Origin of the sequence: Aquirufa beregesia (genome assembly GCF_011090385.1) — a bacterium.
Lineage (GTDB): Bacteria > Bacteroidota > Bacteroidia > Cytophagales > Spirosomataceae > Aquirufa > Aquirufa beregesia.
The window spans coordinates 28832-45382 of record NZ_SEWW01000003.1 but is presented as its reverse complement, the minus strand read 5'-3'; the positions used below and the strand labels follow the sequence as shown (position 1 = coordinate 45382).

Below are 16551 nucleotides of genomic sequence, written 5' to 3'. Positions count from 1 at the left end.
CTTAGTTTTCGTCTCTTCCCACGAAATTAAATGGAGATATTAATAACAATTCCGCTTTAATCGCATCGGAAACAGCTAATCCCTGAATAAATTGTTGAAATACCGCTTGATCAATCTTTCCATGATGACGGGTTAATTCCTTCAATGCTTCATAGGGTTTAGGATAGGATTCCCGACGTAAAACGGTCTGTATAGCTTCTGCAATAACCACCCAATTTTCCTCTAAATCTTGGTGAATTTTGGCTTCATTCAATTCCAATTTACCTAATCCTCTTTGAAGTGAATTCAAGGAAATCATAATATGAGCTAAAGGAGTTCCTACATTTCTAAGAACCGTTGAATCTGTCAAATCTCTTTGCAAACGAGAAATAGGAAGTTTCGCTGATAAAAATTCCAATAAAGCATTGGCAATAGCAAGGTTCCCTTCGGCATTTTCAAAATCGATGGGGTTAACCTTGTGTGGCATCGCTGAAGAACCAATTTCTCCCGCTTTAATCTTTTGTTTGAAATAGCCCATGGAAACATAGGACCAAACATCACGAGCCAAATCCACCAAGATGGTATTTAATCGCTTTAGACCATCAAAATAGGCTGCTAAATTGTCGTAATGCTCAATTTGGGTAGTATATTTACTACGTTGTATCCCTAATTTGTTTTCTAATAAATTAGCCCCAAATTCTGGCCAATGGATGTTGGGAAATGCCACATGATGTGCATTAAAATTACCTGTTGCTCCACCAAATTTCCCTGTAAAGGGCACTTGAGCCAAAAGCTCCAATTGTCTATCTAGACGTTCTACAAAAACCTGGATTTCCTTTCCTAAACGAGTAGGAGAAGCTGGCTGGCCATGTGTATGAGCCAACATTGGAATGTCCTTCCAGTCATTCGCTACATGTGCCAATTGCTCTTTAACTTGTATGTAAGCAGGTAAAATAACTGCTCGATGAGCTTCCAATATAGAAACGGGAATTGCGGTATTATTAATATCTTGAGAAGTTAAACCAAAATGAATAAACTCCAAGTATTCAGTTAAGTCGCCAAATTGAGTAAAACTAGCAATCTGATCTTTAATGAAGTATTCAACTGCCTTAACATCGTGATTGGTTTCTTTTTCTTTTTCTTTAATCCAAAGTGCATCTTGCTCTGAAAAGTTTTGGTATAAACCACGCAAAGCAGGGATAGCAGCCGCAGGAAAACTTAAAAGTGGAGCCAATGGAATTTCGCACAAAGCAATGAAATATTCGATTTCAACACGAACACGGTATTGAATTAATCCAAATTCAGAAAAATAAGGAGATAAGACTTCCGTTTGTTTTCGGTAACGACCATCAACGGGAGAGATGGCACTTAAGCGATTTAATTCCATGGTATTTTTTGTAAAGCGCAAAGGTACAAAAATGTGAGTAAAACCTGATTATACTAAAACAATTGGGCGCATGATTCCCCAAAAGAAATATAAATTGTAACTTGAAAACAAAAAAAACAGCATGTTGAGCCCTAGATACCTTTCTCTGTTATTGGCCTTTGTTATTGCTGGGGTTTGTACCTCTTTCCTTTCCTTTTTACCCAACACGGATTTCACCATTCTTTTTATCAGTTTCATTAGCTCCTTTATCTTTGGCAGTGCTGTCATTTATTTTGCCTTAGACAACCTGGTCTTTAAGGAAGTCAATAAATTATATGACCGCATCAAACAAATTAAAAAGAAGAATTTTTCTGTCATTCCGCGCAAACAATTAATCGAAAAAGAAAACCCCATCGAGTTGTTAAAGGAAGAATTGAACTCCTATGTGACAACCAAAGAAGATGAAGTTAAGGAATTGAAGAAGGCAGCCAAATACCGTCAAGAATTTTTAGCGGATGTTTCTCATGAATTAAAAACACCGATTTTTGCGGCACAAGGTTTTGTTCATACACTACTTGATAATCCAGAAGAAGACCCAGAAATTAGAAAACGATTTTTAGAAAAAGCCGCTAAAAGCTTAGATGGCCTCGATATCCTGGTAAAAGATTTATTGACTGTTTCACAAATTGAAACGGGGGCCATCAAAATTGACAAAAAAGCCCTCGATTTAAAGCCTTTGGTTATTGAGATCTTTGAACAATTAGAGGCCAAAGCCAAAGCTAAAAACATCGAATTAAAATTGATTGGCCACAACGGACCAGTGTTAGTTAAGGCTGACTATCAGCGAATTAGTCAAGTGTTGGTGAATTTAATTGACAATGGTATTAAATATGGCCACCAAGATGGCAAGGTAACGGTCCATTTAGAAGAGAAGAAAAAAGCATTTTTAATAATGGTCAAAGATAATGGACCTGGGGTGCCGGCAGAACATCTACCCCGTTTATTTGAACGATTCTATCGGGTAGATAAAAGCAGGGCTAAAATGAGTGGGGGATCAGGCTTGGGGCTATCTATTGTCAAACACATCATTCAAGCGCATAATAGTAAGATTGCGGTATTCTCCAAAATAGATAAAGGGACATCCTTTCAATTTAAATTAGAAAAGGCCTAAAAATCTTAACGCTGTCAAGGTTTAAAACCTTGACAGCGTTGGCGGTTTAACAATTTTTTCTCCCCTTTTGTTTCTATTTTTCAATCAGTTACTTGATAAAAAAAACAGCCCTAAGTTCTCACCTAGGGCTGTTTCTCTTTAACTATTCATTGCTTTTACATTGAGCCTTCTTTCAAGCGTTCGGCATTTTCAGCAATACGCAATTGCTCAATAAATTCAGCTATTTCACCATCCATGACTACAGGTAAATTATACACTGTTAAACCAATACGGTGATCCGTTACTCGACCCTGTGGATAATTGTAGGTTCTGATTTTATCTGATCGGTCTCCCGACCCGACCATCGATTTTCTGTTTCCAGCTATCTCGGCATTTCTTTTCTCTAGCTCAATCTCATATAACCTAGAACGTAAAACCGTCATGGCCTTGTCGAAGTTCTTAATTTGCGATCTTTCATCTTGACATTGTACCACCAAACCCGAAGGTATGTGCGTAACGCGCACCGCAGAATAGGTCGTATTTACGGATTGCCCACCAGCACCCGAAGAACAGAATGTATCTTTACGAATATCATTCATATTAATCTGAACATCCACTTCATCTGCTTCTGGCATCACCGCCACTGTGGCAGCCGAGGTGTGAATTCTTCCAGCAGATTCTGTAGCTGGAACACGCTGAACGCGATGAACCCCTGATTCAAACTTTAATTTGGCATATACATCCTCTCCTTGAACGGAAACGATAATCTCTTTAAACCCTCCAGCTGTTCCTTCCGTAAAATCCATAATTTGAAAAGCCCAACCCATCTTCTCAGCATAACGCTGATACATGCGGAACAAATCCCCTGCAAAAATAGAAGCCTCATCCCCGCCAGTTCCACCACGAATTTCTAAAATACAGTCTTTAGAATCATTCGGATCTTTAGGAATTAACATTTCCTTCAACTCCTCTTGCATTTCCTTTTCTTGTGGAACTAAAGTCTCCAATTCCGCCTTGGCCATATCTCTAAAATCCTCATCCTTTTCCGTAGCAATAACGTCTTTTGCTTCTTCAATGGATTTTAATAAATTTTGATAAGCCATATATTGATCTACAATCTTCTGTAAATCCTTGTATTCTTTACTTAAAGTTTTGAATTTCTTTAAATCAGAAACGATTTCAGGCATGGCAATTTGTTGCTCTACCTCTAAAAATCTTTCCCTAATAGCCTCCAGCTGCTCCAACATACTCGTATAATATTTTTAAAATTCCCCGCAAAGATAACAATTAAATTCATTGCCCTTTCTGCTTGGATGGAATACCTTTGCACATCAAATCAATCCCATGAAAAAATCGCTCATTTTAACTTGCCTAGTTTCAAGCATCCTTTCTCTTCACTCTTGTGATTTCTCCAAACGTATTGATACAAGCGCAGCGGTGAAGGAAATGAAAAACCGACAAGTGAAGAGAATTCTTCCACAGGACATTACCAATAAGGCCGATACCTGGGGGCAAGAAATCCAAGAAATGATTGAAAACCCTTCGAACAAATTGAGCCTAGACAGCATCTCCAAGCAATTTCAGATTCAAATTCAGTCGGGAAAAGCTTTAGCCCTGAAACAACAAAATAAGGATAAAAAGATTCAAGAGGTCTTGGATGCCTTAGATTATAGTCTATCCTTGCATCAAGAAATACCGCCGAGTATCCAGAAAAACACAGTCGGAGATAGCTTATTCTATATTTTTATCGACAAAAAACAAGATGTTATACTATTGGGATTCAGCAAATCTCAAATAGTCCTTAACATTGATAAACCTTTAATTAAGTAGTCTTTAATATCTGTTGGACCATATTTCGATAAACCTCTTGCAGTTCCACACTGGACAAGAAGCCTTGTTGCTCAAACATCAAACGCCCATCCTGTAAAGCATTGGCTTCAATTTGATTGGAAACTGGTAAATTCTTGAAATAAGACTGAACATAGTTTTGAATCAAACCCTGAAGCAAGGAAGTATCCAGCTCTATGGAATGCAATAAACGACTCGCTTCTGCCCAAAGCTGCTGGGTAAAAATCCCTGCCAAAAGCATGGATAAGTAAATCTTTTTCCGTTCTTCCCCATTCACTAAATACATGGCATCGGTAATATCTCGTGCCAATTGAACTAGTACTTGCTCTGTCTCCTCCACCATCACTTCTAGACAAATGGGCATATGGCCTAAATTGATTTTTCTTCCACTTTGTAAATGTTGCACGGGAAAAAATATGGCTATTTGATTGGTACTTTCTCTAGCTGGGTCATACCAAATGGAGGCTTCAGCCAGCAAGACCGTTCCTGATACCAATAAAAGTGTTGCATATTTAGGAAGAATTAATTCCTTCAAAACAGAAGGATAGGCAATATCTGGCACACAGAAAAAGAATACAGTGGATTTAGATTCAGAAAAATCCAAATGCTCCTGCACTTTGGCATTGTATAAATAACTCACTAAATCTTTGGCTTTAGCTGGGTCTCTACTAAAAACTTCTTGAACACTATGACCTGCGTTTTCAAGCGCCTGAGATAAATGCCAGGCCACATGACCAGAACCAATAAAAGAAATATTCATGTTTAAACGATTTGTTCCATTTTAGATCCGACAAATGGAATCCATTGTTGATCCAAAATTCCCGAAAAATTACGCAAAAACATAACAAAGGATGGTTTAAATGGTCGCCGCTTCAATGTCATCCCTACTTCTTCTGGCGTATGATCTCCTTTTTTTGAATTACAATATTTACAAGCCGTAATTAAATTATCCCAGGAAGTCCGGCCTTGTCGAGATTTAGGCATCACATGATCTAGCGTTAAATGATCCTTTGATCCACAATATTGGCACATATTATCATCCCGCTTAAAAATATTTTGCCTACTTAACATCACTCCCTTATAGGGGAAATAAACGTATCGGTTCAATCGAATCACCGAAGGGAATGGGAAAGTTTGAGAAATAGAATGAAGTTTTTCGGTGGTCGACTCTGCCACCAATTCCGCCTTATTGAGGTAGACCAACAGAAAGGCCTTTGGCATGGAACAAATGGTTAATGCACTATAATCTTGGTTTAAAACTAACACTTTCCGACTCATAGGACAAAAGATTAAAGGTGAATACTCTCCTACACATCCCTTGTCTTTAAAGTTAAGAAAAAAACTCTTTGAAGCAATATTTTGTAGATTTGTAAAAAATTAATTTTTATTATGTCGAGCCTTCTTAAAAAGATACAGGAACTAGCTGAGCAACAGGCCAATGCAAATATTGCTACCCGCCGCCATTTGCATTCCCACCCCGAACTCTCCTTTCACGAATTCGAGACTCAGGTCTATGTGGAGAAACAATTACACGAACTAGGAATCCCGACTCAGCGTATAGCCAATACCGGAGTAATCGCCATCATTGAAGGTAAAAACCCAGCTAAAAAAGTAATTGCGTTACGGGCTGACATGGATGCATTGCCCATCCAAGAAACCAATGACATCCCTTATAAATCCCAAAACCCGGGTGTGATGCATGCTTGTGGACATGATGTCCATACTTCTTCTTTACTAGGAACAGCTCGTATCCTGCAATCTGTCAAAGAGGAGTTTGAGGGAACCATCAAATTACTCTTCCAACCAGCAGAAGAAAAAGCTCCTGGCGGTGCCAGCATCATGATTCAAGAAGGTGCTTTACATAATCCAAGTCCAGCAGGCATTTTAGGTCAACACGTAGCCACCAACATCCCCGTAGGAAAAGTAGGGTTTAGAGAAGGGATGTACATGGCCAGTGCAGATGAATTGTATTTAACAGTAAAAGGTAAAGGAGGGCATGGTGCCATGCCTGACCAGTGCATAGATCCCATTGTGATTGCTTCCCATATCATCATTGCGATGCAACAAATTATTTCAAGGAATAAGAATCCAAGACTTCCTTCGGTACTGAGCTTTGGTAAATTCATTGCGGAAGGAGCAACCAATGTCATTCCCAATGAAGTGAAGATTGAAGGTACTTTCCGTGCTATGGACGAAGAATGGAGAGCAGATGGATTGGCTAAGATGAAAAAGCTTGCTGAAGGAATCGCTGAATCCATGGGAGGTTCCTGTGATTTTTTCGTTTTAAAAGGTTACCCATTTCTAAAAAACAATCCCGAATTGACCCGCCGGATGAAAGAAGCTGCCATTGAATACATGGGAGCCGACAATGTGATTGACTTAGATATTTGGATGGCGGCAGAAGATTTTGCCTTTTATACGCACCATGTAGATGCCTGTTTTTATCGACTAGGGACAAGAAACGATGACAAAGGAATTGTCAATGGTGTTCATACGCCTAACTTCAATATTGATGAAAAAGCGCTTCATGTGGGGCCTGGCTTAATGGCTTGGTTGGCCATTCAAGAGTTAAGCCTCGCTTAATTTTCGATAGGAAATTCTAATGGGTCCGGATATTGGAAAGTATAATTCAATGCCTGGATTAGTTTATCCGAACTGACCCATTTAATAGCTTCCTGATCTTCGAGGTATTCCACAGGTGAATCCAAACTTCGTCGATGACATTCCGATTTGACTAATTCTGATTTAATGGGATGCTTAGGAGCTACTACATTATATATACCTTTAAGTAGATTTTTTGTGCTTTGACTGATTATTTCAAGCACGTCAGCCCGATGCACATAATTAACAGGATGGTTGGCTGCGGGAACTCGTTTTCCTGCATAATACTTAGCTACATAGCGCTCTCCTCCCATTAATCCACCCAACCTTAAGATGAGCAGCGGACTTTGAATCTCCTGTAGGATACCCTCCGCCTGACTCATTAAATTATTTTCTAAAGCAGATTCTTCATTCACTAGCTTATTTTCAGCTTGGTATATTGAGGTGGAAGAAAGAAAAATCACTTGTTGATAAGTTCTTTCGTTAATCAAGCGAACGAAATCCCTTAGCACTTCTAAGTAAAAATGGTCGCCATTTTCTTTTCGACGAGGAGGAATGGTCCAGATAATCGTCTTTGCATTCAATATCGTTTCCCAAGCTTGCTCGGGCAAATTGGCTTCCGCCCTCCACTGGATTAATTTAATGGCAGGGTTCTGTATTGTTTTAGTTTGAGAAGACTGACTAATTTGTACAGAATAGCCCAATGAAGCTAATTTTTCTGCCAAAGGGACACCAATCCAACCTCCTCCAAGAATAGAAATATCAAACATATATGATTATGAGGGAACAAAACACCCCTGTTAGCCGTTAAAGACAGCAAATTAGCGAGGATTATCATGGGATAAACACCGTTTATCCATTTTATTTTTGATATTTCCCGGGATTACCGCTATTTGCCATTCTAAAGTAAGCCATGAATAAATTACTATTTATCCCCATCATGAGTTTGGTCATTCTTGCCATCGACTATTACGTATGGCAAGCATTCAAAACAGGCTTCCAACAACAGAGCCAATCCACTCAGCAAATCATTCGATGGGTGTATTGGAGCATTTCCGCCAGTATCATTTTAGGGATTGTAGGATATAATTTTCTTCCATTGACATATTGGAACAAAACAATCCGGACCTTCTTCATGGCAAGTGTCATGATTACGGTCGTTTCCAAATTGTTTGTTGTTATCTTTTTATTCATTGAAGATATTACCCGTATTATTCGTTGGGCCTTTGTCAACAAAAACTTGGATATCATTCCGGGAGAACCTGCGCCAGGTCAAATTAGCCGAAGTGAGTTTTTATCCAAAACAGCCTTAGTGGTAGGTGCTGTGCCAGCTGCCACCTTTACTTTTGGAATACTTTCTGGAGCACATGATTACCGAGTTGAAAAGATTAGCTTAAAAATCCCCAACCTACCCAAAGCATTTGATGGTCTGCGCATTGCGCAGCTTTCTGATATACATTCTGGTAGTTTTTACAATAAAAGAGCGGTACAAGGTGGAGTTGATATGGTGATGAAAGAAAAAGCTGACTTGCTCTTTTTTACAGGTGATTTAGTGAACAATGAGGCTACAGAAGTGGAGGATTATTTCCAAATGTTTTCCAAGTTACATGCCCCAATGGGCGTTTACAGCACATTAGGGAACCATGATTATGGAGATTATGTGAGGTGGAAAACGCCGCAGGCTAAGAAACAAAATCTTCAAGATTTGATGAAAGCACATGAATTAATGGGCTGGAATCTCATGATGGATGAAAATAAAATCATCGAAGAGTCAGGTGAGAAATTGGCTTTAATTGGTGTACAGAACATAGGTGTGGGGCGTTTTCCATGGTATGGAAATTTAGCCAAAGCATATCAAGGTACAGAGGAGGCTAGCACCAAACTATTACTTTCTCATGATCCTACGCATTGGAATGCTGAGGTGACAACAAAATACCATGACATTGACGTAGCTTTTGCTGGACATACACATGGTACGCAGTTTGGTGTCAAAGTGGGTGATTTCAAATGGTCTCCAGCCCAATATGTGTATAAACAATGGGCAGGTTTGTATCAAGAAGGAAAACAACAATTATATGTTAACCGTGGTTTTGGATATATAGGATATCCGGGACGCGTAGGCATGCCACCTGAAATATCGGTGTTTACTTTAACAAGAGGGTAATCGACTAATTCATCCCAACAAAGGGAGGAATCTATGTAAGATAAATGCTTGGCGAGATAGGCGTTCATTACCTTAAAACCTAAGGTTAAAGGACTGGTTTTGGCTTAAAAACAATTTTTTATCCGATTCTATAGCCTTAACAAATAAAAAACACTTGGCTTTTTAACAAAAATGACCTAATTTTGTGTCCCCAAAACGATGGTTTCGTGGCCGAGTGGCTAGGCAGAGGTCTGCAAAACCTTCTACAGCGGTTCGAATCCGCTCGAAACCTCCCAAAAACCTCCCAGATTGGGAGGTTTTTTTATGCGAAATCGATTATATACAATTTATTATTAAAATATTTAAATTTCAAGATTGGCTTATTTTGAAAAAGTCTAAATAGAAGGGTAAAGCTTAAAAATTACTGAAATTGAATGGCAAATAAATTGTTTCCTAAAAATTCGAATTGTAGTTTTGCGGACTGAATAAATAGGAGATTTTCAAACATGAATCGCAAAAATTTTACGCTCGTTAAGTTCCTTTTCTCATTTCTGTTTTTGTTTGCATCAGTATATGCGACTTTAGCGCAAGACGCTGCAGAGGGGGAAACATTGTTTAAAAACAACTGTGCTGCTTGTCACAGTAGCACGGATGAAGTGCTTGTAGGACCAGGATTGAAAGGTATTGGGGAACGCAGACCCATAGAATGGATCGTTAAATGGGTACATAACCCTCAAGCGGTTATTGCCTCTGGTGACAAATATGCCAACGAACTTTACAACAAGTTCAATAAGGTGGCTATGACACCATATCCTAACATCTCTGAAGGTCAAATCAAGAGCATTGTCGCTTATATAGATGCGTCTAACGCTGCTCCAGCCGCTCCGGCCGCCGGTGCTGTTCCAGCCGGTGCTGCTGCGCCAGCTGCTGCTAGTTCAGGCGGAATGATGGAAATATTATTGGTTGGATTATTGGTAATCATGGTTTTTGTATTGATCGCTTTACTATCTATAGTTAGCACTTTAAGCAAATTAAGCGGTGGAGAGGCTGATTCAGAAGCTCCTTTGATGAAAAGAATTGCTGAAAACGCGAAGAAATTAGCGGCTAATTCAGCTGTTAAAACAGGTATCATCATTTTCGCTTTATTATTAGGTGGTAAAGCAACCATTGATGCGGCCTACGGTGTAGGTATCCATCAAGGATATGCTCCAGAGCAACCGATTAAATTCTCTCACAAATTACACGCAGGTCAGTATCAAATTAACTGTAACTACTGCCATACAGGGGTTTATGAAGGAAAAGGCGCTAACGTCCCTTCAGCCAATATTTGTATGAATTGCCACAATGCCATCAAAAGAGAGTCTCCAGAAATTCAAAAAATTTACCAAGCACTAGAGAATGACGAGCCTATTCAATGGGTTCGTGTACATAACCTTCCTGACTTAGCTTATTTCAATCACTCACAACATACCAATGTGGGTAATTTGGAATGTAAGAACTGCCACGGAGATATTGAGAAAATGGAAGTAGTTGAACAACGTTCCTCTTTAACTATGGGATGGTGCATTGATTGTCACCGTAATACCGACGTTAGCGCAAAAGGAAATGCCTATTACGATCGTTTGGTTGAAGTTCACAATAAGGATAGCAAGACACCCCTTAAAGTACAAAACATTGGCGGTTTAGAATGTTCTAAGTGCCACTATTAATAGTATACGCGTCATAAAAGATTCAATTTTAGTCTGAATAAGAAAGATTATATGGAAAATTCGAACAAGAGGTATTGGAAAGGGATTGAGGAGTTAACCAATGAACCATCGTTTGTAAAAAATATCCACAACGAATTTGGCAATATGCCATCGGAGAACGATTCTAAAGGGGAAGCCCTAGTGGATGGTTCTGGAACACATCGTCGTGATTTTCTCAAAATGTTGGGATTCGGTGTTGCAGCCGTTTCATTAGCTGCATGCGAGGCTCCAGTAAAGAAAACCATTCCTTACTTGAACAAACCAGTAGATGTAGAACCTACCATTGCTAACTGGTATGCTTCAACGTATACAGATGGAGGAGAATACGCTTCTATCTTAGTTAAAACAAGAGAAGGTCGTCCTATCAAAATTGAAGGAAATAAACTTTCGGCTGTTTCTAAAGGGGTTCTTTCTGGTAGAGCACATGCTTCCGTATTGAGTCTTTATGATAACGAGAAATTAAAAGGTCCACAAATTGGCGCTAAAGCTGCTGATTGGGCTCAATTAGATAAAGAATTCACGGCTAAATTAGCGGCAGTAGCAGCTAAAGGAGGACAAATCAGAATTGTATCCAATACCATTCTTTCTCCAAGCACGAAAAAGGTAATTGCTGAATTCACAGCAAAATATCCAACAACACAACATGTGGTGTATGATGCAAACCCAGCTTATGGTTTAACACAAGCACATGGTGGCATCTTACCTAGTATTGATTTCAGCAAAGCAAAAACGATTGTTTCTGTAGGTGCCGATTTCTTAGGAACATGGGTAGCTCCTACCGAGTTTGCAGCACAATGGGCTGAAACTCGTCGTGTAGGTTCTGCCAAAGACGGTAAAAAAGAAATGTCTCGTCATTATCAGTTCGAGACCATCTTATCGAATACAGGCGCTAATGCCGACTACCGTTCTGCTTACAAGCCATCTCAAGAAGGTTTAGTCATTATCAGTTTATACAATGCGGTTGCTAAATTGACTGGATCAGCTGCATTAGCTGGAGCATCGGTTAAATTAGATCACTTAGATAAAGCAGCGAAAGATTTAGTTGCTTCTAAAGGAGCATCTATTGTAGTAGCTGGTTCTAATGACCCAGAAGTTCAGAAAGTAGTGGTTGCTATCAATGCCTTAGTTGGCGCTTATGGTACTACCATCAACACAGGAGTAGCCGTGAATTACCGTCAAGGTAATGATATGGCTATGGCTAATTTCATTAAAGAAGCAGGAGCTGGTAAAATTGCTGCTGTTATTTTCTACAATGCCAACCCTGTATATAATCACCCAATGGGTACAGCTTTAGCAGCTGCTTTACCAAAGGTTGAAGTTAGCTTAGCGACCAACGAACGTGCTGATGAAACAGCTTCATTGTGTCAGTTCATTGCTCCTGATTCACATTATTTAGAATCTTGGAATGATGCAGAGCCTAAAACAGGTTTCTACTCATTAACCCAGCCTACTATCTCGACAATTTTCAAGACTCGTCAAGCACAATCAAGTTTATTAACTTGGGCAGGTTTGAATGGGGATTATGCAGGATATTTAGAGCGTAATTGGGAATCCAATATCTTGAAATCAGGTGCTGTACAATGGAAAAATGCATTGCACGATGGTGTATTCCAACCAAATGCAGTAAGTGTTTCTAGTGCTGTGCCATCCGTAGATGCTAATGCAGCAGCAGCGGCCATTTCGAAAGTTTATTCAGCTAATGCTACAGGATTAGAAATTTCAGTTTACGAAAAAGTAGGTTTAGGTACAGGTTCACAAGCAAACAACCCTTGGTTGCAAGAATTCCCTGAGCCAGTGTCTAAGGCATGCTGGGATAATTACGCATCTATTTCGCAGCCAACGGCTACTAAATTAAACTTGAAACAAGGAGATTTAGTTAAGGTTACGGCGAAAGGATATGAAGCTACATTACCGGTTTTAGTTCAACCAGGTCAGGCACAAGATACGGTGGCTATCGCGATTGGATACGGTAGAACGAAAGCAGGAAAATCAGCTGATGGTGTAGGTGTTAATGCCTATCCATTTATTTCAGAAATCAATGGCGCTTGCGTAGGTACTTGTACACAAGGAGTATCAGTAAGTCCAACAGGAGAGACCAAAGACATTGCACAAACGCAAACTCACCACACAGTGATGGCGCGTCAGGCAGTTGTTCAAGAAACTGTTTTAGGAGAATTTGTTAAGAATCCTCAATCAGGTCGTTTCAACCCAACTGTAGCAACATCAGAAGGCAAGAAAAATGCAACTGATTTAACGCTTTGGAATGGTCACCAATACAACAACCACGCTTGGGGTATGGTGATTGACTTAAATACGTGTACAGGATGTTCGGCATGTGTGGTTTCTTGTTCAGCCGAAAACAACGTACCCGTAGTTGGTCGCCAAGAAGTAATTAACCGTCGTGAAATGCACTGGATGCGTATTGACCGTTATTATTCTTCTGATGCTGAAGTAGAAGATTTGAAAGGATTAGAAGTAGCATCAGACAATCCTGAAGTGGTATTTCAACCAATGCTTTGCCAACACTGTAACAATGCTCCTTGCGAGACTGTTTGTCCGGTATTAGCTACGACTCACTCAACAGAGGGTCTAAACCAAATGACTTATAACCGTTGTATTGGTACTCGTTACTGTGCTAACAACTGTCCATATAAAGTTCGTCGTTTCAACTGGTTCCGTTACTACCAAACTGATGAATATGATTTCCACTTCAACAATGACTTAGGTCGTATGGTGATTAACCCAGACGTAACGGTTCGTTCACGTGGGGTTATGGAAAAATGTTCCATGTGCGTTCAACGTATTCAAGAAGGCAAGTTGACAGCAAAGAAAGAAAAAAGAAGACCAGTCGATGGAGAGATCCAGGTTGCTTGTGCTCAATCTTGTCCAACCAATGCCATTACCTTTGGTGACATGAACGATCCTGCTTCTGAAATTTCTAAATTATTAGCTATTGAGAAAGAAGGAAGAGCTTACGGAGTAATCGAAGAGATTAACGTGAAGCCAAACATCTCTTACTTAATGAAGGTTCGTAACAAGGACGTTAAAAAAGAAGCATAATTAATCAATCGTATTAAAAAGTAAATAAAAATATGTCGCACGTTGTATCACCCATAAGAGAGAAACTAGTTACTGGTGGCAAATCTTATTCCGATGTTACCCACGATATTTGCAAGCAGGTAGAAGGGGAACCCACCAAAGAGTGGAAATGGGCCTTCGGTATATCCTCTATTGTATTTATCTATGGAGCTTACTGCCTATTCTATACCTGGTGGCAAGGTATTGGTGTTTGGGGTTTAAATAAAACAGTAGGTTGGGCATGGGATATTACCAACTTCGTATGGTGGGTAGGTATTGGTCACGCCGGTACATTGATTTCTGCCGTATTGTTATTATTCCGTCAAAAATGGAGAACCTCTATTAACCGTTCAGCTGAAGCAATGACCATTTTTGCGGTACTTTGCGCTGCATCCTTCATCCTGGCTCACATGGGTCGTCCGTGGTTAGCTCATTGGGCTTTACCTTTACCAAATGCCTTCGGTTCTCTTTGGGTTAACTTCAACTCACCCTTGGTTTGGGACGTATTTGCGATCTCGACCTATCTATCCGTTTCCTTATTATTCTGGTATATGGGTTTAGTGCCTGACTTGGCATCTATCCGTGACCGTGCTACGACCAAAGGACGTAAGTTTTGGTATGGTTTGTTCAGCTTAGGTTGGACTGGTTCATCCAAGACTTGGGCGCGTTATGAATACATGTCCTTGATTTTGGCAGGTATCTCTACTCCCCTAGTACTTTCGGTTCACACCATTGTATCCATGGACTTTGCTACATCAGTTATTCCTGGGTGGCATACCACGATCTTCCCTCCATATTTCGTGGCAGGTGCGATTTTCTCGGGATTTGCCATGGTACAAACGTTATTGTTAATCACACGTGTGGTATTCAAATTAGAAGATTATATTACGATTGAGCATATTGAAATGATGAATATCGTTATCACGGTAACAGGTTCAATAGTAGGTATTGCTTATTTAACTGAATTCTTCATCGCTTGGTACTCAGGAGTGGAATATGAAAGCTACGCCTTCATTAACCGGGCTACTGGTCCATATTGGTGGGCCTATTGGATGATGATGACATGTAATGTAATCTCTCCACAATTATTCTGGTCAAAAGCTATCCGTACCAATTTAATGGTGAGTTTCATCTTATCTATCGTAGTAAACGTAGGTATGTGGTTTGAGCGTTTTGTGATTATCGTAACATCTTTACATAGAGATTACTTGCCATCTTCTTGGGCCATGTTCTCTCCAACCATGTATGATATAGGTGATTACATTTTCTCTTTTGGTTTATTCTTTACACTATTCTTCTTGTTCGCTAAATATTTACCTGTAGTTAATATGGCTGAGGTAAAAGCGGTCATGAAAGGTGTATCAAGCAATTTCCCTGAAAAGAAAAAAGCAACGAAAAAAACCGAAGAATAATTTATTAGCAATTCGAAATTAAAACAATATGAGTTCGACAACTAACTACATTTTAGGTGTATACGATGATGAGGATGAGGTGTTACACGCAGTTAGCGAGGTAAAATCTAAAGGCATCAAAATTGAAGACGTATTCACTCCTTTTCCGATTCACGGATTGGATCGTGCTGTAGGGCATGAGCGTACACGCTTACCTATTGCAGCCTTCATGTTTGGTGTATTAGGATTAGCTTGTACTTTATCATTAATTAGCTACACCATGGTTTTTGATTGGCCTATGATCATAGGAGGTAAAGACTTCTTTGCTCTCCCCAACTGGATTCCTGTCTCTTTTGAAGGAACCGTATTGTTTACCGCATTTGGATTGGTCATTACTTTTTGTATTTCCAATAACCTATATCCTGGTAATCAACCGGATTTATTAGATATTAGAATCACGGACGACAAATTTGTTATGGCAATCAATGTTGACAAAAACAAAAAAGTAAGTGCCGATGATATCAAGAAAGCCTTGAAAGATTCAGGTGCGATTGAAGTAAATGTTAAATAATTAACCAAGAACAATTGTTCACGAAGAAGCATAACAAAATGTTGAATCCAAGATACCAATTCGTTTTATTTGCTGGTTTAGCCCTAGGCTTATTGTCCTCTTGTAGTGACGACCACAATGATACAGGAACAGAATTTGCTCCAAACATGTACCATTCCGTTGCTTATGAGCCAATGACTCAAACAGATGGCGATACCAATACTATCAACCCTCATGGAATGAACATGCGTCAACCAGTTGCAGGGACGGTAGCTAGAAGCAAATACACAGGAAGTGATTCCTTACAAAAAGAATTCTTACATCAAGATTTGATTTCAAGAACTATTCCAAACGATAGCATTACCTATTCAGCTGCAGCTTTGAAGAACCCATTAGCTGCTACTCCTGAAAATATCGAAGCAGGGAAATTACAATATGAAAGATATTGCCAGCACTGCCACGGTGAAACAGGTAAAGGAGATGGTTTGGTAGCTAAAATGTATAAAGGGGTTCCTGTATATTCTAGCGACGCATTAAAAACCTTGAACGATGGTCATATCTACCACGTGATTACACATGGTAAAGGTAGAATGTGGCCTCATGGCTCACAAATCACTTCGGCCAATCGTTGGAAAATTGTACTTTATGTACATGAATTGCAAAAACAATAGTTCAATTATTAAAAATTAAAATACCA

The 16551-nt window shown here is 39.5% G+C and carries 14 protein-coding genes and 1 tRNA gene; 10 read left to right on the top strand and 5 right to left on the bottom strand.

The annotated features are described in order from the left end of the window. Window position 1 precedes the first annotated feature (1 nt). Window positions 2-1366, bottom strand: a complete 1365-nt coding sequence (purB, locus tag EWU23_RS06200; RefSeq protein WP_166229902.1) for an adenylosuccinate lyase — start codon at window positions 1364-1366, stop codon at window positions 2-4. A 121-nt stretch (window positions 1367-1487) separates the two neighbouring features. Between purB and EWU23_RS06195 the strand changes: the two genes are divergently transcribed. Beyond that, complete coding sequence (locus tag EWU23_RS06195; protein WP_166229900.1) at window positions 1488-2516, top strand: sensor histidine kinase; 1029 nt, start codon at window positions 1488-1490, stop codon at window positions 2514-2516. A gap of 155 nt (window positions 2517-2671) precedes the next feature. Here the strand turns inward: EWU23_RS06195 and prfA are convergent, their stop codons facing one another. Next, window positions 2672-3742 (bottom strand): peptide chain release factor 1, encoded by a 1071-nt coding sequence (prfA, locus tag EWU23_RS06190; RefSeq protein ID WP_166229898.1) that lies wholly within the window; start codon window positions 3740-3742, stop codon window positions 2672-2674. Window positions 3743-3839: 97 nt separating this feature from the next. On the opposite strand from prfA, the gene EWU23_RS06185 reads away from it, so the two are divergent. Continuing rightward, on the top strand, window positions 3840-4325 hold the full coding sequence (locus tag EWU23_RS06185; protein ID WP_166229896.1) for a hypothetical protein: 486 nt from the start codon (window positions 3840-3842) through the stop codon (window positions 4323-4325). Here the strand turns inward: EWU23_RS06185 and EWU23_RS06180 are convergent. Together EWU23_RS06180 and EWU23_RS06175 are read right to left on the bottom strand one after the other, a co-directional pair. Continuing rightward, a complete protein-coding gene (locus tag EWU23_RS06180) occupies window positions 4318-5103 on the bottom strand; it encodes a DUF2520 domain-containing protein (RefSeq protein ID WP_166229894.1) in 786 nt (261 codons plus the stop codon). The genes EWU23_RS06185 and EWU23_RS06180 overlap by 8 nt on opposite strands. Window positions 5104-5105: 2 nt before the next feature. After that, on the bottom strand, window positions 5106-5621 hold the full coding sequence (locus EWU23_RS06175) for an HNH endonuclease (RefSeq protein WP_166229892.1): 516 nt from the start codon (window positions 5619-5621) through the stop codon (window positions 5106-5108). 111 nt (window positions 5622-5732) lie between these two features. Here EWU23_RS06175 and EWU23_RS06170 point away from each other — a divergent pair, with 111 nt between their 5' ends. Then, window positions 5733-6926, top strand: coding sequence for a M20 metallopeptidase family protein (locus tag EWU23_RS06170; protein ID WP_166229890.1), 1194 nt, complete (start codon window positions 5733-5735; stop codon window positions 6924-6926). Here EWU23_RS06170 and EWU23_RS06165 read toward each other — a convergent pair. Next, window positions 6923-7714 carry a Rossmann-fold NAD(P)-binding domain-containing protein gene (locus EWU23_RS06165; RefSeq protein ID WP_166229888.1) on the bottom strand — a complete coding sequence of 264 codons (792 nt, stop codon included), beginning with the start codon at window positions 7712-7714 and terminating at the stop codon, window positions 6923-6925. The genes EWU23_RS06170 and EWU23_RS06165 overlap by 4 nt on opposite strands. A gap of 143 nt (window positions 7715-7857) precedes the next feature. Between EWU23_RS06165 and EWU23_RS06160 the strand changes: the two genes are divergently transcribed. The 7 genes from EWU23_RS06160 (at window position 7858) to EWU23_RS06130 (ending at window position 16525) form a co-directional block, all read left to right on the top strand. After that, complete coding sequence (locus tag EWU23_RS06160) at window positions 7858-9108, top strand: metallophosphoesterase (RefSeq protein WP_166229886.1); 1251 nt, start codon at window positions 7858-7860, stop codon at window positions 9106-9108. A gap of 200 nt (window positions 9109-9308) precedes the next feature. Next, window positions 9309-9379 (top strand) — tRNA-Cys (locus EWU23_RS06155). A gap of 214 nt (window positions 9380-9593) precedes the next feature. Next, window positions 9594-10796 (top strand): c-type cytochrome, encoded by a 1203-nt coding sequence (locus tag EWU23_RS06150; protein ID WP_166229883.1) that lies wholly within the window; start codon window positions 9594-9596, stop codon window positions 10794-10796. 51 nt (window positions 10797-10847) lie between these two features. After that, window positions 10848-13895, top strand: a complete 3048-nt coding sequence (locus EWU23_RS06145; RefSeq protein WP_166229881.1) for a TAT-variant-translocated molybdopterin oxidoreductase — start codon at window positions 10848-10850, stop codon at window positions 13893-13895. A gap of 32 nt (window positions 13896-13927) precedes the next feature. Further along, complete coding sequence (nrfD, locus tag EWU23_RS06140) at window positions 13928-15325, top strand: NrfD/PsrC family molybdoenzyme membrane anchor subunit (protein WP_166229879.1); 1398 nt, start codon at window positions 13928-13930, stop codon at window positions 15323-15325. Window positions 15326-15353: 28 nt separating this feature from the next. Beyond that, a complete protein-coding gene (locus tag EWU23_RS06135) occupies window positions 15354-15875 on the top strand; it encodes a DUF3341 domain-containing protein (RefSeq protein ID WP_166229877.1) in 522 nt (173 codons plus the stop codon). Between the two features lie 38 nt (window positions 15876-15913). Continuing rightward, the gene (locus EWU23_RS06130) at window positions 15914-16525 is read left to right on the top strand and encodes a c-type cytochrome (RefSeq protein ID WP_166229875.1); all 612 of its coding nucleotides are present in this window, start codon (window positions 15914-15916) and stop codon (window positions 16523-16525) included. Window positions 16526-16551 lie beyond the last annotated feature (26 nt).